The organism is Sphingopyxis sp. KK2 (genome assembly GCF_001990265.1).
In the GTDB taxonomy this organism is placed as follows: Bacteria; Pseudomonadota; Alphaproteobacteria; order Sphingomonadales; family Sphingomonadaceae; genus Sphingopyxis.
Map to the genome: position 1 here is coordinate 1 of NZ_LYVN01000071.1, position 19,917 is coordinate 19,917.

Annotated in this window: 23 protein-coding genes and 1 pseudogene; 9 read left to right on the top strand and 15 right to left on the bottom strand. The window is 65.8% G+C overall.

The features are described from left to right. The 5 genes and pseudogenes from B1A78_RS22670 to B1A78_RS12795 form a co-directional block, all read left to right on the top strand. Positions 1–190: pseudogene (locus tag B1A78_RS22670) on the top strand (hypothetical protein); the annotation flags it as partial. After that, positions 183–1,130 (top strand): cytochrome c oxidase subunit II, encoded by a 948-nt coding sequence (gene coxB, locus B1A78_RS12780; RefSeq protein WP_077147345.1) that lies wholly within the window; start codon positions 183–185, stop codon positions 1,128–1,130. The pseudogene B1A78_RS22670 and the gene coxB, both read left to right, overlap by 8 nt. Then, positions 1,127–3,658 carry a cbb3-type cytochrome c oxidase subunit I gene (locus B1A78_RS12785; RefSeq protein WP_077147346.1) on the top strand — a complete coding sequence of 844 codons (2,532 nt, stop codon included), beginning with the start codon at positions 1,127–1,129 and terminating at the stop codon, positions 3,656–3,658. The genes coxB and B1A78_RS12785 overlap by 4 nt, the downstream gene beginning before the upstream one ends. Before the next feature lie 14 nt (positions 3,659–3,672). Next, positions 3,673–3,945 (top strand): hypothetical protein, encoded by a 273-nt coding sequence (locus B1A78_RS12790; RefSeq protein ID WP_144037805.1) that lies wholly within the window; start codon positions 3,673–3,675, stop codon positions 3,943–3,945. Positions 3,946–4,006: 61 nt separating this feature from the next. Further along, positions 4,007–4,390, top strand: coding sequence for a nuclear transport factor 2 family protein (locus tag B1A78_RS12795; protein ID WP_077147362.1), 384 nt, complete (start codon positions 4,007–4,009; stop codon positions 4,388–4,390). A 286-nt stretch (positions 4,391–4,676) separates the two neighbouring features. Here B1A78_RS12795 and B1A78_RS22675 read toward each other — a convergent pair whose 3' ends face one another. Together B1A78_RS22675 and B1A78_RS12800 are read right to left on the bottom strand one after the other, a co-directional pair. After that, on the bottom strand, positions 4,677–4,835 hold the full coding sequence (locus tag B1A78_RS22675) for a hypothetical protein (RefSeq protein WP_179102046.1): 159 nt from the start codon (positions 4,833–4,835) through the stop codon (positions 4,677–4,679). A 14-nt stretch (positions 4,836–4,849) separates the two neighbouring features. Continuing rightward, the gene (locus B1A78_RS12800; protein WP_179102047.1) at positions 4,850–5,647 is read right to left on the bottom strand and encodes an endonuclease; all 798 of its coding nucleotides are present in this window, start codon (positions 5,645–5,647) and stop codon (positions 4,850–4,852) included. Positions 5,648–6,115: 468 nt separating this feature from the next. Here B1A78_RS12800 and B1A78_RS12805 point away from each other — a divergent pair, with 468 nt between their 5' ends. Beyond that, complete coding sequence (locus B1A78_RS12805; protein ID WP_077147349.1) at positions 6,116–6,538, top strand: VOC family protein; 423 nt, start codon at positions 6,116–6,118, stop codon at positions 6,536–6,538. Between the two features lie 9 nt (positions 6,539–6,547). Here B1A78_RS12805 and B1A78_RS12810 read toward each other — a convergent pair whose 3' ends face one another. The 8 genes from B1A78_RS12810 to B1A78_RS12850 form a co-directional block, all read right to left on the bottom strand. After that, positions 6,548–6,823 (bottom strand): HU family DNA-binding protein, encoded by a 276-nt coding sequence (locus B1A78_RS12810; protein WP_077147350.1) that lies wholly within the window; start codon positions 6,821–6,823, stop codon positions 6,548–6,550. A gap of 71 nt (positions 6,824–6,894) precedes the next feature. Further along, positions 6,895–7,494, bottom strand: a complete 600-nt coding sequence (locus B1A78_RS12815; protein WP_077147351.1) for an alpha-ketoglutarate-dependent dioxygenase AlkB — start codon at positions 7,492–7,494, stop codon at positions 6,895–6,897. Further along, on the bottom strand, positions 7,491–7,670 hold the full coding sequence (locus tag B1A78_RS12820; RefSeq protein ID WP_077147352.1) for a hypothetical protein: 180 nt from the start codon (positions 7,668–7,670) through the stop codon (positions 7,491–7,493). The genes B1A78_RS12815 and B1A78_RS12820 overlap by 4 nt, the downstream gene beginning before the upstream one ends. Beyond that, positions 7,670–8,341, bottom strand: a complete 672-nt coding sequence (locus tag B1A78_RS12825) for an SOS response-associated peptidase (protein ID WP_077147353.1) — start codon at positions 8,339–8,341, stop codon at positions 7,670–7,672. The genes B1A78_RS12820 and B1A78_RS12825 overlap by 1 nt, the downstream gene beginning before the upstream one ends. A 59-nt stretch (positions 8,342–8,400) precedes the next feature. Beyond that, a complete protein-coding gene (locus B1A78_RS12830; protein ID WP_077147354.1) occupies positions 8,401–9,060 on the bottom strand; it encodes an SOS response-associated peptidase family protein in 660 nt (219 codons plus the stop codon). 10 nt (positions 9,061–9,070) lie between these two features. Continuing rightward, positions 9,071–9,526 (bottom strand): hypothetical protein, encoded by a 456-nt coding sequence (locus tag B1A78_RS12835; RefSeq protein WP_077147355.1) that lies wholly within the window; start codon positions 9,524–9,526, stop codon positions 9,071–9,073. A gap of 70 nt (positions 9,527–9,596) precedes the next feature. Continuing rightward, positions 9,597–10,229 (bottom strand): TIGR02281 family clan AA aspartic protease, encoded by a 633-nt coding sequence (locus B1A78_RS12840; RefSeq protein WP_077147356.1) that lies wholly within the window; start codon positions 10,227–10,229, stop codon positions 9,597–9,599. Positions 10,230–10,536: 307 nt separating this feature from the next. After that, positions 10,537–10,719, bottom strand: coding sequence for a DUF3606 domain-containing protein (locus tag B1A78_RS12850; protein WP_077147363.1), 183 nt, complete (start codon positions 10,717–10,719; stop codon positions 10,537–10,539). Between the two features lie 376 nt (positions 10,720–11,095). Here B1A78_RS12850 and B1A78_RS12855 point away from each other — a divergent pair, with 376 nt between their 5' ends. From B1A78_RS12855 to B1A78_RS12865, 3 genes are all read left to right on the top strand, one after another. Then, positions 11,096–11,266, top strand: a complete 171-nt coding sequence (locus tag B1A78_RS12855; RefSeq protein ID WP_077029184.1) for a DUF1328 domain-containing protein — start codon at positions 11,096–11,098, stop codon at positions 11,264–11,266. A gap of 106 nt (positions 11,267–11,372) precedes the next feature. Beyond that, entirely contained in the window at positions 11,373–12,170 is a 798-nt protein-coding gene (locus tag B1A78_RS12860; protein ID WP_077147357.1) for an alpha/beta hydrolase, read from the top strand. Next, positions 12,163–12,495, top strand: coding sequence for a hypothetical protein (locus tag B1A78_RS12865; protein ID WP_306171655.1), 333 nt, complete (start codon positions 12,163–12,165; stop codon positions 12,493–12,495). Before B1A78_RS12860 ends, B1A78_RS12865 begins: the two co-directional genes overlap by 8 nt. 29 nt (positions 12,496–12,524) lie before the next feature. On the opposite strand, the gene B1A78_RS12870 is transcribed toward B1A78_RS12865, so the two are convergent. From B1A78_RS12870 to B1A78_RS12890, 5 genes are all read right to left on the bottom strand, one after another. Next, positions 12,525–13,019 (bottom strand): hypothetical protein, encoded by a 495-nt coding sequence (locus B1A78_RS12870; protein WP_144037806.1) that lies wholly within the window; start codon positions 13,017–13,019, stop codon positions 12,525–12,527. Positions 13,020–13,088: 69 nt separating this feature from the next. After that, positions 13,089–14,213, bottom strand: a complete 1,125-nt coding sequence (locus B1A78_RS12875; RefSeq protein WP_077147360.1) for a GGDEF domain-containing protein — start codon at positions 14,211–14,213, stop codon at positions 13,089–13,091. Positions 14,214–14,472: 259 nt separating this feature from the next. Continuing rightward, entirely contained in the window at positions 14,473–14,916 is a 444-nt protein-coding gene (locus B1A78_RS12880; RefSeq protein ID WP_083734135.1) for a glycine zipper 2TM domain-containing protein, read from the bottom strand. Positions 14,917–15,031: 115 nt separating this feature from the next. Next, a complete protein-coding gene (locus B1A78_RS12885; RefSeq protein WP_077147361.1) occupies positions 15,032–18,349 on the bottom strand; it encodes an error-prone DNA polymerase in 3,318 nt (1,105 codons plus the stop codon). 31 nt (positions 18,350–18,380) lie between these two features. After that, positions 18,381–19,917 (bottom strand): DNA polymerase Y family protein (locus B1A78_RS12890; protein WP_256838181.1); only part of this gene is annotated, 1,537 nt, incomplete at its 5' end.

Consider the following 19,917-nt stretch of genomic DNA (forward strand, 5'->3'; position numbering starts at 1 on the left):
GCGCACGAAGGCGGCGAGATGCGGCGCGCGCCCCCTGATCGCCGGACGCCTCGCCAATCGCGCGCCGCATCTCGCCGCCTTCGTGCGCGATGCGCCCGCCGCGGTGCCGGGCACCGCGATGCCCGCGATACCGATGCGACCATCGGAGGCCGACGATATCGCCGCCTGGCTGTTGAGCCTCGATGACTGATCGGACGCTTTCTGCCGGCGGCTGGCCGCCCGCCGTGCTCGATCCTGCCGGCCCCTATTCGGAGCCCGTCACGCTTCTCGCCTGGGTGTTGCTCGCCGGCGGCACGGTCATATTGGCGATCGTGCTCGCGGCGCTCTGGATCGCGCTGCGGGGTTCGCCCCGGCTCAAGGCGCGGCTCGGCGGCGAGAAGGCGATCTGGATTCTCGGGTTCGCGTTTCCGTCGGTCGTGCTCACGGGCCTGCTTGTGTGGGGCCTGCTGCTGACGAGCTCGCTGTCGGCGACGGCGGTTCCCGAAGGCGCCATGCGCGTCAAGGTCATCGGCGAGATGTGGTGGTGGCGGGTTCATTATCAGGATGAACAAGGCCGCGAGACTTTGCGCGATGCGAACGAGCTCCACATCCCCGTGGGGCAGCCCGTCCTGCTCGAACTCGAGGCGGCTGACGTCATCCACAGCTTCTGGGTACCGCGGCTCGGAGGCAAGATGGACATGATCCCGGGGCGCACCAATCGCCTGTTGATCGAGGCCGATGCGCCGGGCGTCTACAAGGGGCAATGCGCCGAATATTGCGGCGGCCCGCACGCGCTGATGGGGTTCGTGGTCGTGGCGCACAGCCCTGCGGATTTTGCGCGCTGGCAGGCTTCGCGCCGCCCCGCGGAAGGCGCCGGCGGCGAGGGACCCGCGCTTTTTCTGTCCAGCGGCTGCGCCGCCTGCCATACGATCCGCGGCACGCCCGCGCGCGGGCTCGCGGGTCCCGATCTGACCCATGTCGGCTCGCGCAAGACGCTTGGCGCCGGCATATTGCCCAACAACCCGGGAACGATGGCGGGCTGGATCGCCGATAGCCAGGCGATCAAGCCCGCGAACCGCATGCCCGCCTATCACCAGTTCAGCGGCGAGGAACTGCAGGCGCTCACCGCCTATCTGGTCGCCCTGAAATGAGGTCTGAAACAGGGTTCGATCCGGCACTCTACGAGCGCTTCCCGACCAAGGACGAGCGGCCGAAAGAAGAGGAAGAAGAGCTCCGCCGTATCTGGTGCAAGCCCAAGGGCTGGGACTATCTGTTCGCGGTCAACAATAATTATATCGGCATCTACTATCTCGGAACCGCTTTCCTCTTCTTCCTGATGGCGGGCGTGCTCGCGCTGCTCATGCGCGCGCAGCTCGCCGCCCCGATGCTCGAGATCCTGCCGCAGGGCACCTATAATCAGGTCTTCACCATGCACGGCACGGTGATGATGTTCCTCTTCGCGGTGCCCGCGGTCGAGGCGGCGGGGGTGCTGCTCCTCCCGCAGATGCTCGCGGCGCGCGATCTGCCGTTTCCGCGGCTTTCCGCTTACGCTTTCTGGGCCTATGCCGTGGGCGGCCTCTGTTTCTTCGCCTCGATCTTCGTCGGGCTGGCGCCCGACGGCGGCTGGTTCATGTATCCGCCGCTCACTTCAAAGGCCTATTCGCCGGGGATCAACACCGATTTCTGGCTGCTCGGCATCGGCTTCATCGAGATCAGTGCGATCGCGGGGGCGATCGAGATCATCGTCGGCGTGCTGCGGACGCGCGCGCCGGGCATGCGCCTCGACAGGATGCCGATCTTCGCCTGGGCGATGCTCGTCTTCGCGGTGATGATCGTCATCGCCTTTCCGAGCATCATCCTAGGTACCTTGCTGCTCGAGATCGAAAGGGCGTTCAACTGGCCCTTCTTCGATGCGACGCGCGGCGGCGATCCTTTGCTCTGGCAACATCTCTTCTGGTTCTTCGGGCACCCCGAAGTCTATATCATCTTCCTTCCAGCCGCCGGCATGATGAGCATGATCGTCGCGACCGTCGCGGGCGAGAGGCTCGTCGGCTACCGGCTGATCGTCCTTGCGATGATCGCGACGGGTTTCATCAGTTTCGGCGTGTGGGCGCATCATATGTTCACCACAGGCATGCCGCCGATGACGACCGGCTTCTTCTCCGCCGCCTCGATGGCGGTCAGCGTGCCGGCGGGCATCCAGGTCTTTTCGTGGATCGCGACGCTCGCGATCGGCAAGCCGAAGTTCAACGCACCGGGCCTCTTCGTGATGGGAAGCATCGTCGTCTTCGTGACCGGCGGCCTGACCGGCGTGATGGTGGCGATGGTCCCGTTCGACTGGCAGGCGCACGACAGCTATTTCATCGTCGCGCACCTCCATTATGTCCTGATCGGCGGCATGGTCTTTCCGCTGTTTGCCGCCTTCTATTACTGGATCCCGATGGTGAGCCGGCGTGCATTGTCCGAGCGGCTCGCCAAATGGGTGTTCGGTCTCATGTTCGTGGGCATGAATGTCGCGTTCCTACCGATGCATCTCGCGGGGCTGCAGGGCATGCCGCGCCGCGTCTATACCTATCTGCCCGGGCAGGGGCTCGAGCTGCCCAATCTGATCTCGACGATCGGCGCCTTCATGCTCGGGCTCGGCGTGCTCCTCTTCCTTGTCGACCTCGCGCGAAACTTCCGGCTCGCGCCGGGCGACGGAAATGCCGGTAACGTCTATGGCGGCGGCACGCTCGAATGGTTGCCGAGCGAACTCTATTCGACACGCTCGATCCCGGTGGTGACGAGCCGCGAGCCCTTGTGGAACGATCCCGCGCTCGCAGATAGAGTCGAGAAGGGGCGCTATTTCCTGCCGCGCTCGGCAACGGGCCGGCGCGAGACGATCGTTACGAGCCCGCTGCTTGCCGAGCCCCAATATCTGCAGATCATGCCGGGGCCGTCGCCATGGCCCTTCGCCGCCGCGATCTTCACCGCGGGCTTCTTCCTTGCGCTGACGGTGCAGGCCTATCTGTTCGCATGGGTCAGCGGCGTGCTGGCGGTAATCTCGGTGCTGCGCTGGCTTTGGGAAACGGACCGCCCGGTCGAAATCGAGGGCGTCGACATCGGCGCCGACATCCGTGTGCCCACCTATGTCACCGGACCGTCGAGCCATGGCTGGTGGGCGATGATCATCCTTTTGGTCGTGATGGGCATGATCTTTCTCATGGCGCTGTTCAGCCTTGCCTTCCTGTCGTCGAACCAGCCCGGCTTCTGGCGGCCGCCGCCGGCCCTCGGCAGGGCGATGCCGGTCCTCATGCTCTACGCTGCGGCTATCGGGCTTGCGCTCGCGGCGCGTGCGGTTCTCCAGCGCTCGTCCCTCTGGTCGGTGACGGCACTGCTTGCCTCGGCGGCGGCATCGGGCGCCGCGCTGGGTCTGGATTATAGCAGCTGGTCGGGCAGCGGGATTGGTCCGACCGCGAGCGGGCAGGGCGCCGTCGCTTATGCGCTGCTCGCCCTTCAGGCCTGCGCCGCGGCGATCGGCATATTGATAGCACTCTACTGTGCCGCGCGCGCGGTGCGGGGCCTCGTCGCGCAGCCGAGAAATAACAGCATCGATCTCGCAATGCTCTTCCTCGTCTACACTGCGGCGCAGGGGGCCACCGGCGCGCTCGTCTCGCGCCTGGTCGGCGCGGGCGGATGAGGAGCTGGCTCATCATGATGGGCGGTCTCATCCTGTGGGCCGTGCATTTCTTCCTCCTCTACCTCCTCGCCGAGTTCGGGGGCGGCGCGAGCGGCGTGCGCGTCGCGGCATCGCTTTGTACATTGGCCATTCTCGGCGCCGTGGCATGGCTGGGCGTCTCGATGGTACGGAACGTTCCGCAAGATCCCTTTGGCCGTTGGCGCCGACGCGCCGGATTGCTGGCGCTGGCGTTCGGCGGGCTCGGCATCGTCCTGCAATATTTGCCGGTCGTACTCATCGACCGCTAGGGCGGAAGACGCAGAGATCCGCGTCCGCGCGGCACAGTGGCGGCAAGGGGAGTTGGTCCAGATGCAGCTGATCGAGGCGATTGCGACGTGCGAGGAAGAGCTTCGGTTGGCCATGCTCGCCAGCGATGTCGAAACGCTGGAGCAGATGCTCGCGGACGATATGATCTTCGTCGATCAACTGGGCATCAGGCGATCGCGCGGCGACGATATCGCGGCGCACCGCTCGGGGCTTCTCGACCTCAGTTCGCTCGATTTTCGCGGCGACCGCATCATCCGGGCCCATGGCGAATTGGCGAGCGTGATCGTGACGGCAGACGTCGCGGGCACCTATGATGGCGCCGCCTTTTTCGGGACTTTCGCCTATCTGCGGCTCTGGAAGCTGCAGGACGGCCGCTGGCAGATCACCCTTGCCCAGTGCACGGCGTCGCCATCGTCGGAGCTTTGAGTATAGCCTCTGTCGGGCGAGATTGAGCGCGGCATCTGTCGAGCGCGCTCTGGCCTCGCAGGCTCGGCCAGGGGTCGCGCGGATATCCGGCCGCGCAGGCACACTTGCCTCGCTTCTTGCCAGCGCGGGCGCGCGCTTTCACGGCGGGCAAGCCGCGCTGCACGCGGCTCCGGCCCCGGCTTCGCCGCTTCCGGCCCGCCGCGTCCGCGCGCACGCCGCCCCGGCTGCGGCTCCGGCAAGAGTGCGGCTCTTGGGGCCCTTCGGGCCAGCCTCTGTGCCGCCGACGTCAATCCGGCCGGGCGCGGAGCTTGCGGCGGATCGTCCGCAGCGCATTCTCGAGACCCTGCGAGCGATAACCGCCTTCGGGAGCTTCGCGGTCGAACAAGGCGCCGTCGTCATCGCGGCCGAGAAGAAATTCAAGCGCTTCGACAAGGTCCTTGTCCATGATCGTTCTTTCCGTCACCGCGCCATCGTCACCGATACGGGACAATGGTCGGAATAATGCCTAGTGCCGTCCCCGTAGAGCGTCTCGGCAAAGCCGAGCATATCCGCGCCGGCACGCCGGTCGAGAACGATATGATCGATGAAGCTGTCGTAGCGCGGGTCGCATTTCGGCCCAACCCCGGCATCGGCGAGACGGAGGTCGGCGTTCGCGGGCGTGCTATCGTCGATCTCGGTCCAGACGCGGTCGCCCTCAACCCCGAGCCTGCGGTTCCAGTCGCCGAGGACTGCGAAACGCACCGGCGCTTCGGCGGCGGCATCGACCCAGGCCTCGAGCGCCGGGATCTGCTCGGCAAGGATCGGGCACGCCTTGGCGCTGTCGCCCGCGAAACAGCCCGACTTCAGGTGGATCGAGAGCAGACGCAGCGGCCGCGCACCCTCTGCTCGAAGGGTGATGTCGACCCCCGAGCGCAGCTGCGGATTTCCGAGCATCAGGCTGGTCACATCGGCATGGCGGTCGAAAGCGATCGTCTTCAGGATGGCGAATCCGACGGCCTGGCGGATCACCCGCTGCGACTTGTGCTCGCCGCCGCAGGTTCCGCTCGGCGCGCCGGCGCGCTCTTCCATTACGATCGTGTAGCGCGCGGGATCGAACACGCGCTGTGCCGCCGCGATATTCTCTGCCTCCTGGAACGCGATCACGTCGGCATCGAGCCCGTCGGCAATCTGCCGCATGGCGGTATAGTCGGCGTCGGTGCGCGGTTGGCACCCGTCACCGTTACGCTCGGCGAGAAACTCGAGATTCCATGTCGTCAAAACGAGCGGCCGGTCGTTCGAGGCCGCGGATGCAGGGGGCTGTGGGGCTTGCCCGGCTCCGGCGCACGCACCGAGCGAAAGGAGAGAGGCGGCGACGAAAAGAAAACGCTTGCTCATCGGGCGCTTCTGGCCGCGACGCCGGGCGCTTTCAACCTCTTCATGGGGAGCAGCGGTGCTGAAGTGGCAACTGAGAGGGGAGCCTCGTCTCCCGGGAACCAGGGGGGAGAGACGAGGCAAGGAAGAAATGCGCGAAGATCGGGATTTGTTGCGAACGAAGGTCGATATGCTGTTGATCCGGATCGACTATACTCGCATTTTTCCGGTATCCGGTCGTCCATGCCGGCAAGATTGCTTATCTTTGCCGCCCCCGCCAGCGGGCGGGGTCGCCTGCGGTGAGACGCTCGGGGTAGGCCGGAACGAGCGCCATCCTCCTGTCGTTATCTTGGGGGCTTGAACGGAGACAGGTGCATGCAGCAGCAGATTGCCGTTGTTACGCTCGGGATCGCGGACCTCGTCCGGTCCCGACGTTTCTATGGCGAAGGCTTCGGATGGACGCCGGTATTCGCAAACGAGGAGATCGCCTTTTACCAGATGAACGGCTTGATCCTCGGCACATGGCTTGAGGCAAAGCTTGCCGAGGACATGACGCGAACCTCGTTCGGCGGCCCGGGGTCCTTCGCGCTCGCGCATAATGTCGAGTCGGCGCAAGAGGTCGATGCAGTGATCGCGGCGCTCGAAGCGGCGGGCGGGCGCATGCTGCGGCAGGGCGATGCACCGCCGCATGGCGGCTATCGGGGCTATGTTGCCGACCCCGACGATCATGCCTGGGAAATTGCGTGGAATCCCGACTGGCCAATCGACGCCGAAGGCCGGGTGACCTTCGGCGCCTGAGGTCGCGGCTTAGCCGTTGAGGCGATCCTTGATCGCCTTTGCCGCGCCGAAGCCGAGCTTCTTCGAGGCCGCGATCTGGATGGTCGCGCCGGTCGAAGGGTTGCGGCCTTCGCGCGCTGCGCTTTCCTTGACCTTGAACTTGCCGAAGCCATTCACCGAAACTTCCTCGCCCTTGGCGGCGGCGTCGGCGATCGCGGCAAACACGGCGTCGACCGCCTTCTTGCCGTCGGCTTTGCTCGTTCCGAGTGCGGCAGCAACGGCATCCGAAAGGTCGGCATGGTTCATTCAATATCTCCCTTATGCGGTCGGCCCCTCGCCGACCGGGCAGGTTCTATAGGAGCGAATGCGGCCCTTCGCTATCGCGATCGTTCGGCGAGGCTGCGGAAGGTAATCGACCATCGAGCCTCCTCGATCGGCGCGATGCTATGCTCCCAGTCGTGCCGCGCTTCACCGGAGAGATGATAGATCGAGCGCGGCGCGAGCGGCAGTGCGAAGCGGTCGAACCCGTCTTGCCGGCGGCGCCGGAAACGCATTGCCGCTTCGGCTCCCAGCGAAATGCCGACGACATGCTCGAAGACGGGCCGGTCCTTGTGCCAGCCGATGCCGGCCCCGGGGCCGTATGAAATCAGCAGCGCCTGCGCGATGGAACCCGGCGGCAGATTGGCAAAACGCTCGGCGCGGGCAGCGATCGCGGCGAGCCACTCGGGCATCGGGTCGGCGCGGGCAAATGTGCCGGTCTGAAAATCATAGCTCCAGCCGAACGAGCGGGTGAGGCGCTTGCCCTCCCATTGCTGGAACTTGAAGGTTTCGAGCCCGGCGGCTTCGATATGGGCGACAAGCGCCCCTTCCTCGGCGGCCGTGACGAAGGCGTCGGCCGCTGCCAGACCGGGAAGAAGCGCATGGCCGAACAGATCGGCCTGCGCCGCCACGCCTTTGCTGACCGGACTATGCTTCATGGCCTTGCGAGTGCGGCCATCTTCGCCGCGATCGCCTTCCAGCGCTCGACGCCAGCATTGTCGCCCGCGAGCGCGAGCGCGCCGATGCGTGTCGCCACGAAGCGCGGCGCGTCCGCGCCATGCTGTTTCTCGACGGCGAGCGCGCAGGCCCAGAGAAGTCGTTCTTCGGTGAGCATCAGAACAGCGTCGGCATCTCGGGCGGCGGCGACGCCTTGCCGCGGTCACTCCACGGATCATTGCTATGCTCGGCGACGAGGCGGTCGCCGGGATATTTGCGCACGAGCCCGATCGCCACGTCGGCGGGCGCGCGCAGCCAGGTCTCATGATCCTCGGGACGGAGGATCACCGGCATGCGGTCGTGGATATCGAGCAGTTCCTCGGTCGCATCGACCATGACGCCGGTATAGGCGTCGCCCCATTCATCGGTGGGCCGCCAAAGTCCCGCCCAGGCTGCAAGCGGCTGATCGGTGACGCTGATCCACGTCTTCGTCATTGCGCCTTTTTCACCAACGGCCTCGGCAAAGGCGGTGAACGGGATCAGGCAGCGTTGCGCGGGCCGAGCGAACCATTCGCTCCACATGCCATAGGGGTTGAAGAGCTGATCGTCGCGCGCATTGTTCGTCGGGCTCGGCTTGTTGGGCAGACCCGTCTTCTTGCTCGTCGAGTGGCGCGGGAAACCCCAGGTCATCGACTGGAGGACGCGCTTTCCCTGTTCTTCGCGTACGACGATCCCCGAATATCCCGGATAGACGTCCTCGGCGCTGTTGAACGCCTGCACGGGCAGCTCAACGCCGAAATGCGCCGCGACCTCGGCGGCGCTTTTGCGCTCGGTGTAGAGATTGCACATGGGCGTCAGTCTATCAGCATCGGACCGGGAAGGAAGGGCGCGGGCGGGATCGTTGTCTGCTAGAGCAGGGCTTGCTGGGGCCGCGCGCTCGGCGGCAGCTTGCCGCTGCGCCAGAGATCGTCGGTATTTTCGACGATGAAAGTCTCGCTTGGCGGCGGCGGGCGGAACTGGAAGCCGATGACGTCCTTGATCGAGCCATGGAGCCAGCGCTCATATTCATGGGGCATCAGGAGCACCGGCATGCGGTCGTTCGTGGGATGGACGAGGCTGTTCGCGTCCATCGTCATGCCGGCATAGACGGGACCCATTTCAGGGGTGTTCTTGCAAAAGCCGGCCCAGGCCATGATCGGCTGGCCTTCGGCCGAGAACCAGCTTCGTGTCTTCTCGCCCGGCGATCCGTTCGGATTGGCGAAGTGGGTGAGAGGGATGAGGCAGCGATATCGGGGCTCGACGACGAGACCTTCCCACATCGGATTGGTGAGATCGGCGACGAGGCCGATGCGGCCAGGCGGATCGCCGCGCAGCCGCATTTCGCGGGTGAGGCGCGGAAAGCCCCAGTGCATCTGGCGCAGGTGCCGGCGGCCGCTCGCCTCATGGACGACGAGGCCGGGAAGCGCTTCGATTGTTTCGGAAGGCACCGCGATGTCGGTGAAGCCGCCCGCACCGAAATGATCGGCGACGTCGGATGCCGTTGCGGCGAGGGTGTAGAGGCGGCTCATCGCGGCTGCCCTACCAGGGAATCTCGGCGATGAAGGCGACGAGTTCGCCGAAGCTCTCCGGTTCGAAACCGATGCCGGCGCCGGTATCGACGAGCCTTGCGCGGGCCCCCGCATCGAAGAAGGCATCGACATCGCTGTCGCCGAAGGGGTCACAGGTCTGACACCATCTATCCATCGCAATGGCGCGGGCATGGAGCGCGGCGGCCGCGGGCGCGGGCGGCTCGAAGCCATAATCCTCCGCGAAGGTTTGAAGGAGCTTCGCGTGGGCCGCGATATCGGCGGGGCTGCGCACTGGCAGCTGGGAGATCGCTTCGACTGCCGAGCGCATCTGTGGGCCCGTGATCGCCACCGCGTTGAGCGCGGCCAGAAATCCCTCTGGCTCGAACAGGTCGCCCATCGAGGGTTCGTCGGCAGGCTTTGCGCTTGCTGCATCGCGCCAGGCGGAGATTTGGAGGATCTTGCTCATGTCTTTTCCAACGGTCCGAGTCGGCCGGCGACCTTAGAACAAAAATAGAACAAAGGCGAGTCGGGCGGCTTTAGCGCGTAGGTGGCTCGGAACGAGCCTGACGGGATGGCACGAGGATGAGAGTGCGACCTTCGACGCGCCACGAGGCGAGAGCGGAGAGGAAGTTCATGCCGAGCACGTCGACATCGCCGAGACCGGGCGAGATTACCACCTTGAGATTTTTCGCCTCTGCGGAGCCGATCGCGAGCTTATCGAGCGTTGCCGCATCGGCGCGCACGGTGCCATTGCCGGTGCGCATCAGGATCGGCACGAGCATCGCATCGGGCTCGACCCCCGCGGCCCTCGCACTTGCCTCCGACAGGGCGGTGACCGTCGCGCCGCTGTCGACGAGCATCCGGCGCTCGACGCCGTTGATGCGGGCATCGACCCAGAAGTGACCGTCACGGGCCATGGGGATACGCAGCTCGCCGCCTACGACTTCTTGCCTGTCGAAGCCAAGCACGGCCGTGATACGGCCCATGTTCGGATCTAAAGGCGCCTGCTGAAGAAACAGGAAGATCGCGAAGGCGAGAAGCGCGAAGGAGAAGAGGCCGCGCAGCGCGCGGCCGACATAGGGGATTTTGAACAGCAGGATCAGGATCAGCGCGGCGCCCGCCGTATAGATGGCGAGTTGCTCCCAGGGGACATCGGTGGTGACGGGCATTTGCTGTCTCTAGCGCTGGTCTCGTGTCGCCTGGCTGAACGATCAGCGCTCGGAAATCGTCTCGTCCTCGATCGCGGCGGCGATCATCCGTTCCCATATTGCGGCGTCCCCGACGGCCAGCATGCGGCCGCTTGGCTCGCGCATCGTCTTGAGGATCGCGAGTGCCGCGCGTCGGTATAATCCGGCCAGAACACATCGACGGCAGCGCCCGCCGACTTTAGTTCTCCTTCGCCATTCCGGCTGAGCTCATGTCCGGCAAGGACCCGGGCTATCCGTTCGACTGGCGCCGTTGCGGCAGCGTCCCAAGTCATTTGCCGTTGTTCAGATAGGCGCGGACCGCATCCGCGCTGTTGCCGACGGCATCGACGGCCTCGCGAAGCTCGGCTTCGCCGACGCCGAGGCTCTCGGTCCAGTCGCGGATTTCATAATCTTCTGAAAGGCTGATCCGGTCGCGATCGGGGGCGCCGGGCTGCTTCTTGTCGTCCGCCATCATGGGTCTCCTCATTCGGCGGGATCGCGAAGCCGGGCCGCGCGGGAGCTGCGGCCCGGCCCAGAGGACGCAGAGAATCCGCGTCCGTCTGTGCCGCGATCCTGTCGGCATTTTGCCTTCGATACGCCTTCCGCCCGTTCGGCGGATTCAGCTCTCACAACCCCAAAAGACGCGCCGGCAGCGGCAAGCGTTCCCGATAAATTTTTCGGATTAACACAGGTTATTCCGTGGGCGGAGATGCTGGATCGGCGCGGAACTTTGGCGGCGAGACAGCGTTAGCCCCACATCCACCACGGATGAATTGGCGCAGCTTTCACCGTCCCTCCGCAAGTGCGGCCGGGCGAATGGCGGACTGCGTCCAGACGGGAGAATTATCATGTTCAGATGGGCTATCATCTTCGCTGTCGTCGCGCTCGTCGCGGCGCTTCTCGGTTTCGGCGGCATCGCCGGTCTTTCGGCCGATTTCGCCAAGATCCTGCTCGTGATCGGCGTCGTCCTCTTCATCGTCGCCTTCGTCTTCGGGCGCGGACGCCGTACCTTGCCCTGAGTTTCCGGGGTGGCCGAAGTTTCCGACTTGGCCATCCTCACGGGTGCCGGCGATCAACGACCCCTCGGTCGCCGGCACACGACTATTTCCCCCGAAAGGATTTTTCATGACCGACCTGATCTTCGTCCACGGCATGTTCCAGAACCCGAAAAGCTGGGAGAAGTGGGTCGGTTATTTTTCGGCTCGCGGATATGATTGCACGGTGCCCGCTTGGCCGCTCCACGAAGGCGAGCCGCAGGCCCTTCGCGAGAATCCGCCCGCCGGCCTTGGCGACCTCCATCTCGCGGAGGTCATTGCGTCGATCGAGGCGGCGGTTGCCGGCAAGGCGCGCCCTGTCATGATCGGACATTCGGTAGGCGGCCTGATCACCCAGATATTTGCCAGTCGCGGCCTGATTTCCGCCGGCGTGGCAATCAATTCGGTCGCGCCGAACGCGATGATCGACTTCGACTGGGGCTTCATCAAGAACAGCGCGATCATCGCCAATCCCCTCAAGGGCAATGATCCCGTCCTCATGGACGCGAAGACCTTTCACGGTGCCTTCGCCAATACGCTTTCCGAAGAGGAGGCGGCGCGCGAGTTCGAGAGGACGGCCACGCATGACAGCCGCAATGTCCTTCGCGATTGCATGGGCGCCGATGGGCGCATCGATGTCGATGCGCCGCACGCTCCGCTGTTGCTGGTCGGCGGTGAGGAGGACCAGATCATTCCTGCCCATCTCACCGAGAAGAATTTCGATGCCTATACCGATGCGGGCAGCATCACCGAATTCCTGCCGTTCGCCGGACGCAGTCACTATATCTGCAACGAGCCTGGCTGGGAGGAAGTCGCCGGAGCGGCACTCGCTTTCATCGAACGATCGGTGCGCGCGCCCGGCACCGCGACCGCAAGCAGCCTTGTCTGAGGAACGGCCGCGCGGCCCCGTCACCCCCGACGGCCGCTACTTTGCCGTACGCGGCCGGCTGTGGCGCATGTCCGATCCCTCGCTCGCGCCCGATACGCGGATAGGGCTCGTTTCCGAGCTCATGGCCGCGCGCCGCGGTGTGAAGGAGGCGCTGCGAAACAAGGACGGCACCGCATTGCGACACGCCCGCTCGGCGGTGGATCGTACGAAGCGCGCGCTCGGCGAACGCGGACCGGTCTGGTGGCACGACGGTGCCCCCGACTATAATCGGCGGATGGCGATCAATACGCCCTATGCGCAGTGGTTCGAGGGCTTGACCGCTTAGGCGCGGCGCGTTTTTGCCCGGTTAGAGCGTCATGATTTCGCCGATAGCAGCGGAGCCGCCGAGCCGCGATGCAGCGTCAGCATCGCCGTACCGACCCCGGCTGCCGGAACGATCCTTACCCGCTCGGATCCGATGCCGCGATCCTCGAGCAGACGGGCCAGACTCCGGATCTGGGCTTCGTCGCCCGCGATGTCGATCGTTGCGGCCGGAGCCGCGCGAAGGACGGTGGCGAGATCCGCCGCGCGGCCGAGACCGGCGCTGGTCAATTCGGGTCTGTCCTCGTGGAAGCCCTTGAAGAGGAATGTCTTGTTCGCTCCCTCGCGCGACGAGAGCCAGTCGCCCATCTCGCGCGGGAGCGATCCTTTGGCGGCCGCCATGGTAGAGCCGTCGGGCAGCGTGACGAGCTTGCTCGCCGCCGCCGCCGGCGGAGCTGCCTCGACCAGCTCGCTGCCGCACGACTGGAGCGAGAGGGTGGCGGCGCCGATCGCCAAAACGGAGGTCAGAAGCAGAAGAATACGGGGCATCGCTCGTCCTTGCGCCCCCCGCATCACCAACGCGCTGGCTGCGCGGATGTTGCTGCTGTCGCGCGCTTTTTATGCCGCTGCCTGCACCTTGGCAGCATCCTGGTACCGGCAGATGCTGCGGCCGCTCCGCTTCGCGGTGTAGAGCGCTTCGTCGGCGAGGCTGATCAGCTGTTCGAGGTCGCGCGAGACGTCTTCGCAGACGATATAGCCGATCGAGGTCGAAACGCGGACATCATGGCTGCCGATGGCGAAGGGCCGGGCGATCGAGGCGGCCACGCGCTCGGCGAGCATATAGGCCTCGTCGGGATTGCCGATCTGAAGCTGGACGATCACGAATTCGTCGCCGCCGAGCCGCGCGGCAAGGTCGCCCTCGCGCAAGGTTCCCGAAATCCTTCGCGCGACCGCGGTGAGCAGTTCGTCGCCGACGGGATGGCCGAAGCTGTCATTCACCGGCTTGAAGCCGTTGAGGTCGAGGCAATGAAGCGCGATCGGGCGGAGCTTTGCGTCGCGCATATTGCGGTCGAACCATTCGCGGAGCGCCAGCCGGTTCGGCAGGTCGGTGAGACCATCGCTTCGCGCGAGCGACGCGAAAGTGAGCCGGCGGCCGATGTCGTCGAGCGCGCGGGCGTGTCTTTTTCGCAGGCTGAAGATGCCGCCCGCGAGAAAGGCGGCCGTCATTAGCGCGGTCGCGATGTGGAGCGGCTTTCCGGCACCGAGCATCGTGACGACCGGCGGCATGACGGCGAGGAGGAGCGAGGCGATGGCGATGCGCGGGCGAAGGCTCGTCCCTGCCGCGACGCCCGCCGCATAGCCGATGACGAGACAGATAGCGAGCTTGTCGATGGCTGGATCGGGAAGGGCAAGGCCGCGCGCCGCGAAGAATCCGAGCATAGCCGCGAAAACGATATAGCTTGCCGCGTAGCGCCGCTCGAGCTGCCGTGCTTCGGCGAGGGTGATGGCGGGGTCATCTGCGCCCGGCGCATCGCGCCAGGCAATGAAGAGACGTGCGATCGACGCGATCACACCGACGACATAGGGCCCAGCGATCAAGAGGTCGCCCGATTGCGCGATGATCAGGGCGCCGCACACGAGGAAGCCGACCGACATCACGAGCGACGGCAGCAGCCCATCGTACAGGCTCCGGATCAGTTCGATCTCGATCGCATCGGGGGAATATTTGACCGGGGTCGACATCGCTCAGCTCCTTGCCGAGAATTACCGCCCACACCGGGAGGACCGGTTCCGCCGAACCTCCTGAAATCCCGCACGCTTTAGCCTAGGCACGGAGCGTTAACAAAGTGGGAAGGGTGCGCGCGTTCGATGGCCCAAAAGGTAAAGCCCCGCTGCACAACGCTGCGGGGCTTTCCTGAAGTCGGGTCGTGAGACCCGAGCTTGCAAACTGTTTACGCTCTGGATGGCCCGATTGTTCCCAGGGCCGTCGATTTTTTTTTGATTATCGGCAGCGCACGTTGCTGCGGTCGATTTCGCGGCCGACCGCTGCGCCCCCGATCGCGCCGATCACGGTCCCGAGCGTTTCCGAATCGCCCGAGGCGATGACATTGCCGATCACCCCGCCGGCGATCCCGCCGACGATGAGGCCGGTCGAGCCGTCGCTGCGGCGGCAATAATATTTGTTGTCGCGGCCGCGATAAATGCGGTCGCTGTCGCCGAGGCGACGTTCGCGATACCGCCGGTCGTTGCGATAATAATTCTCCGCGTAATAACCGCTGTAGCGCGGATCGGGGCGATCGTAATCATATCGGCCATATTGATCGTAATAGGCGCGGTCATAATAGCCGTAGCCGCCGTCGTCGTAGGCGTAGCTGCTGCCCGTGGAGGCGCAGGCTCCGACCATGGCGGTCGCGGCGGCGAGGGGGATGATCATCAGGCGGTTCATCGGCATCACTCCATTGATCGCGTGCCTGCCGACATGGCGGGGCATGCTGTGGCCCCTCATGATCTAGACCCTTGAAAGCAGGTGAAGTTCCGCGTCGGGGGCGGTGTATCGCCGGTTAGCGGAAATCGCGTGGCTTGATCTTGATGCCCTCGGTCGGCTGGCCGGGGATGATGCCCGAGCCCAGACGGAGGTCGGGAATATAGATGTCGCGCGGATTGCGCCCCAACGGCCTTGTTTCGGGGTCTCTGGGATCAGGGCCGACGGGGCTTTTCACGACATCGGCGCGGCCGACCCTGTAGATGTCGGCGATGTCCTTGCGTTGCCCGACACTCGCGAGCAGCGGAGAAAGATCGTCGAGCCTTTGCGCGATGACATGGATGACCTCGCCCTCGCGCTGGACCTGACCGCGCACCCCCATCATCGCGGCGCCGAGCACGACGGCGCGATGCTTCTCGAAAATGTTGGTCCAGACCACGAGGTTGGCGACCTCGGTCTCGTCCTCGAGCGTAATGAACATGACGCCCTTCGCCGAGCCGGGCTTCTGCCGCACGAGCACGACGCCGGCGAGATTGACCCAGCTACCGTCCTTCGCGGTCTGCAATTCCCGGCAGGTGATGATCTTGCGCGAGCGAAGTTCGTCGCGAAGAAAGGCGAGGGGATGCGCGCGGAGCGACAGGCCGGAGGCCCGATAATCCTCGACGACCTCGGCACCTTCGCCCATCGGCGCGAGCAGCATCTCGGGTTCCAGCGCTTCGCGCTGGAGACGTCCGGCGCGTTCGTCGGCCGCCTGGAAGAGGGGAAGGGCCGCGGGGCCTAGTCCCTTCACCTCCCACAGCCCCTCGCGGCGCGTGGCTCCGAGCGAGGCAAATCCATCGGCATCGCCGATCCGGTCGAGCGCTCCGCGCCCTACGCGCGCGCGGCGCTGGATTTCCTCGGCGCTCGTATAGGGATCGCCCGCACGGGCCGCGGCGATCGAGGCGCCATCCTCGTTGGCGAGGCCGCGGACCATGCGCAGCCCGAGGCGGACGGCGTGATATTTGCCGTTCGTCTGCTCGAGCGTGCAGTCCCAGCGGCTGTGGTTGACGTCGATCGGCCTGATCTCGACGCCGTGATTGCGGGCATCGCGGACGATCTGCGCGGGCGCATAGAAGCCCATCGGCTGCGCGTTCAATAGCGCGGCGCAGAAGGCGTCGGGATGATGGCATTTCATCCAGGACGAGGCGTAGGCGATGAGCGCGAAGCTCGCGGCGTGGCTTTCGGGAAAGCCGTAGGAACCGAAGCCCTCGATCTGCTTGAAGGTCTTTTCGGCGAACTCGCGGTCATAGCCGCGGCCGACCATCCCATCGATCAGCTTGTCGCGGAAATGGCTGACCCCGCCGGTGAGCTTGAAGGTCGCCATCGCGCGGCGGAGGAGGTCGGCCTCGCTCGGGGTAAAGCCTGCGCATTCGATGGCGACGCGCATCGCCTGCTCCTGGAAGAGCGGCACGCCGAGCGTCTTTTCGAGCACGCGCCTCAGTTCGGGGGTGGGGTAGGTGACCTCCTCTTGGCCGTTGCGCCGCCGGCGATAGGGATGGACCATGTCGCCCTGGATCGGGCCGGGGCGCACGATCGCGACCTGGATCACGAGATCATAGAAGGTGCGCGGCGCCATCAGCGGGATCGACGCCATCTGCGCGCGGCTCTCGATCTGGAAGACGCCGAGCGTGTCGGCCTCGCGGATCATCGCATAGGTCGCAGGATCCTCGGCGGGGATGGTCGAGAGATCATGGTTGATGCCCTTCGCGTCACCAAGAAACTCGAACGCCCGGCGCATGCAGGAGAGCATGCCCAATGCGAGGATATCGACCTTCATGAACCCCAGCGCATCGATATCGTCCTTGTCCCACTCGATGACCTGCCGGTCCTCCATCGCCGCCGGTTCGATCGGCACAAGCTCGTCGAGCCGGTCGCGCGTCAGCACGAATCCGCCCGGATGCTGCGACAGGTGCCGGGGCGTGTTGATCAGCGTGCGTGCGAGCTCGAGCGTGAGCGCGAGGCGCTTGTCGCCCATGTCGAGGTTCAGCGCCTCGGCATGCTTCTCCTCGACGCCCTCGCGGCTGTAGCCCCAGACCGCACCGGCAAGGCCGGCGGTCACATCCTCGCTGAGACCGAGTGCCTTGCCGACCTCGCGGACGGCGCCTCTGGACCGGTATCGCGTGACGACCGCGGTCAGCGCGCTGCGCGTCCGGCCGTAGGTCTCGTAGATCCACTGGATGATCTCCTCGCGCCGCTCATGTTCGAAGTCGATGTCGATATCGGGCGGCTCGCGGCGCTCGGCCGATACGAAGCGCTCGAAGAGAAGCTCGGAGCGCACCGGGTCGATCGAGGTGATGCCGAGGACGTAGCAGACCGCACTGTTCGCCGCCGAGCCGCGTCCCTGGCAGAGTATCTCGCGGCGGCGTGCCTCGGCGACGATCGAGTGGACGGTGAGAAAGTAAGGCGCGTAATCGAGTTCTCCGATCAGTTTGAGCTCATGCAAAAGCTGCGAACGGACCTTGTCGGAGACGCCCTCGGGATAGCGGACCGGCGCCTTCTCCCAAGTCAGCCGTTCGAGTTCCTCCTGCGGCGTGCGCCCGGGGACCTGGATCTCGTCGGGATATTGATATCGGAGCTCGTCGAGGCTGAAGGTGCAGCGCGCCGCTATCTCCAACGTGCGAGAAACGGGCGATATGTCCTTGAGATATCGGCGAAACAGGCGCTCCATCTCGGCTGCCGTCTTGACGTGCCGGTCGGCGAAGCGCTCACGCCGCTCGCCGAGCTCGTCGATTGTGCATTTCTCGCGGATGCAGGTCACGACATCCTGGAGCAGGCGGCGATCGGGCATATGGTAGAGGACATCGCCGGTGGCGACCGTCGGCACCTTGGCGTCCGCTGCCATCTTCGCGAGGTCGCGGAGGCGGATCGCGTCGCGCGGACGTCGCCGGATCGTGAGCGCGAGATAGAGCCGGTCGCCGAAGATGCGTTTGGCACGGGCAAGTGCGGATTCGGTCGCGGCATCGGCGCAATCGGGGACGAGGATTGCAAGCAGGCCTTCTTGCCATTGCTCGACGTCAGCCCAGTCGAGATGGCACGCGCCTTTCCCGGCCTTGTTTTTTCCCTGGCTTAGTAACCGGCACATCCGGCCATAGGCCGCCTTGTCGGTCGGATAGAGGAGGAGCGCGGTGCCGTCGGCAAGATCGATGCGCGTGCCGACGATGGCGCGGACGCCGGTGACCTTCTCGGCGTCCCATGCGCGCACGATGCCGGCAACGCTGTGCCGGTCAACGACGCCGAGCGCGGGCAGCCCGAGCATCGCCGCCGCGGTGAACAGTTCCTCGGGCGAGGAGGCCCCGCGCAGGAAGCTGAAATGCGTCGTGACCTGCAGCTCGACATAGGCCGGGCCTTCATCGGTCATGCAAAGGCGCCGTTATGGGTCGGTCGCATTCTCAAGCGAATGCTCCGTGAATGAACCAACGCATCGAGCCGGTCGCGGGATTGACCCCGTCGCCGAGCCGGAAAAGCCAATAGCGGCCGCCCGTCTCGGTCTCGACCTGATAATAGTCGCGCACGGTGAGGTGCGTCTCGCCCTCGATGCCGCCGTCCCGCCACCATTCGCCCTGCAGCCGCTCGGGCCCGTCGCCTTGGGCCACGCGGTAGCGCTTGCGGCGCCAGATGAAGAGGCGCGGCGCATCGTCGGGGAGCAGCGCCACGACATCGACCGGCTCGGGACGCGCGAGCATGCGCGATGGCCGCGGCCAGTCGCTCCATGCCGCATTGGTATCGGGTGCGAGCGCGGGGATGATCGCGACCGAGCGCTCGGGCATCGCGCTCGCGCGCGGCGCGGCGCGCTGGAGCGCGCGCTGGCCGAAGCGGTTCGCGAGCGTGTCGACGAGTGCGGGCAGGTCGGGGCCGCGCCGCCCGATATTTTCGAGCGCGTCCGCTTGGCGGTCGCGCTGGCGCTCGGCCAGCACGGCGACGAGCGTCATCGCCTCTACCCCCAGACCGGGGTCGACACTCTCGATCCGGGCAGTGAGCAGCTTCGCCAGATGCTTGGGATCGCGCGATGGCGCCGCGGTGCCGACGCGGATCGCCTGCGTCTGGCCGTCGACGCGGTGGAAATAGCAATCGAGCCGGCGCGCGCCCGTCCCGGCGCGCGTGAGCTGGGTAGCGATGTCCTTCGACAGATCGCCGATCACCTGCGCAAAAGCGTCGGCGGTTGCGATCGGCTCCATGAAGCCGCGCCGCGCACGCGGCAGCTCGTCGGGAAAGATCGGTTCGATCGGCTCCGGCTGGACGCCGAGAGCTTGGTCGAGCCGGCGGTGGAGCTCGCGCCCGAAGCGCTTTGCCAGCGGACCGCGCGGGGCGCCGATCAGCTGCTCGACCCGTTCGAAGCCCAGCTTGCGCAGGCCTTCGAAATCTGCCTGTGGGAGGCGGAGTGCCGCAATAGGGAGGAGCGCGATCGCCTTGCGATGCGCGCCGGGCTCGACCGTGACCGGTCTCCCCGCGGGGACATGGCGCGCGGTCGCATGCGCGCAGCCCGCCGTGTCGGCCACCGCGATCTGTACGCTGAGGCCGAACGCCGCGACGCGGCGATGGAGATCCTTGAGGAGGGCGCGTTCGCTGCTGAACAGCGCCGCGCAGCCTGTCACGTCGATCCACAGCCCGTCGGGCGGATCGGGCGCGACGATCGGCGAATAGCGGCTGCCCGCCCACAAGGCGAGGCGCCGCAGCCCTTCGAAATCGGCCTCGGGTTCGGCATCGACGACCTCAAGGTCGGGCGCGAACGCCCGCGCCTTGGCAATCGTCATCCCAGTCTGGATGCCGAGCGTACGCGCTTCGCGGCACGTGGCCGCCACAATCCTTCGACCATGATCGGGGATCGCGGTGACGAGCGGGCGGGGCGGGGCGCTGCCGTCAGGCGGCGGCTTTTGCATCTTCCTGCGCAGCCGGTCGGTCGACCAGTGCGGCAGGAAGAGCGATACG

Excerpts from the sequence above, each read along its gene's own strand:
- coxB (WP_077147345.1), top strand. The coding sequence starts at position 183 with ATGACTGATCGGACGCTTTCTGCCGGCGGCTGGCCGCCCGCCGTGCTC.
- B1A78_RS12785 (WP_077147346.1), top strand. The coding sequence starts at position 1,127 with ATGAGGTCTGAAACAGGGTTCGATCCGGCACTCTACGAGCGCTTCCCG.
- B1A78_RS12790 (WP_144037805.1), top strand. The coding sequence starts at position 3,673 with ATGATGGGCGGTCTCATCCTGTGGGCCGTGCATTTCTTCCTCCTCTAC.
- B1A78_RS12795 (WP_077147362.1), top strand. The coding sequence starts at position 4,007 with ATGCAGCTGATCGAGGCGATTGCGACGTGCGAGGAAGAGCTTCGGTTG.
- B1A78_RS22675 (WP_179102046.1), bottom strand. The coding sequence starts at position 4,835 with ATGGACAAGGACCTTGTCGAAGCGCTTGAATTTCTTCTCGGCCGCGAT.
- B1A78_RS12805 (WP_077147349.1), top strand. The coding sequence starts at position 6,116 with ATGCAGCAGCAGATTGCCGTTGTTACGCTCGGGATCGCGGACCTCGTC.
- B1A78_RS12810 (WP_077147350.1), bottom strand. The coding sequence starts at position 6,823 with ATGAACCATGCCGACCTTTCGGATGCCGTTGCTGCCGCACTCGGAACG.
- B1A78_RS12815 (WP_077147351.1), bottom strand. The coding sequence starts at position 7,494 with ATGAAGCATAGTCCGGTCAGCAAAGGCGTGGCGGCGCAGGCCGATCTG.
- B1A78_RS12820 (WP_077147352.1), bottom strand. The coding sequence starts at position 7,670 with ATGCTCACCGAAGAACGACTTCTCTGGGCCTGCGCGCTCGCCGTCGAG.
- B1A78_RS12825 (WP_077147353.1), bottom strand. The coding sequence starts at position 8,341 with ATGTGCAATCTCTACACCGAGCGCAAAAGCGCCGCCGAGGTCGCGGCG.
- B1A78_RS12830 (WP_077147354.1), bottom strand. The coding sequence starts at position 9,060 with ATGAGCCGCCTCTACACCCTCGCCGCAACGGCATCCGACGTCGCCGAT.
- B1A78_RS12835 (WP_077147355.1), bottom strand. The coding sequence starts at position 9,526 with ATGAGCAAGATCCTCCAAATCTCCGCCTGGCGCGATGCAGCAAGCGCA.
- B1A78_RS12840 (WP_077147356.1), bottom strand. The coding sequence starts at position 10,229 with ATGCCCGTCACCACCGATGTCCCCTGGGAGCAACTCGCCATCTATACG.
- B1A78_RS12850 (WP_077147363.1), bottom strand. The coding sequence starts at position 10,719 with ATGGCGGACGACAAGAAGCAGCCCGGCGCCCCCGATCGCGACCGGATC.
- B1A78_RS12855 (WP_077029184.1), top strand. The coding sequence starts at position 11,096 with ATGTTCAGATGGGCTATCATCTTCGCTGTCGTCGCGCTCGTCGCGGCG.
- B1A78_RS12860 (WP_077147357.1), top strand. The coding sequence starts at position 11,373 with ATGACCGACCTGATCTTCGTCCACGGCATGTTCCAGAACCCGAAAAGC.
- B1A78_RS12870 (WP_144037806.1), bottom strand. The coding sequence starts at position 13,019 with ATGCCCCGTATTCTTCTGCTTCTGACCTCCGTTTTGGCGATCGGCGCC.
- B1A78_RS12875 (WP_077147360.1), bottom strand. The coding sequence starts at position 14,213 with ATGTCGACCCCGGTCAAATATTCCCCCGATGCGATCGAGATCGAACTG.
- B1A78_RS12880 (WP_083734135.1), bottom strand. The coding sequence starts at position 14,916 with ATGAACCGCCTGATGATCATCCCCCTCGCCGCCGCGACCGCCATGGTC.
- B1A78_RS12885 (WP_077147361.1), bottom strand. The coding sequence starts at position 18,349 with ATGACCGATGAAGGCCCGGCCTATGTCGAGCTGCAGGTCACGACGCAT.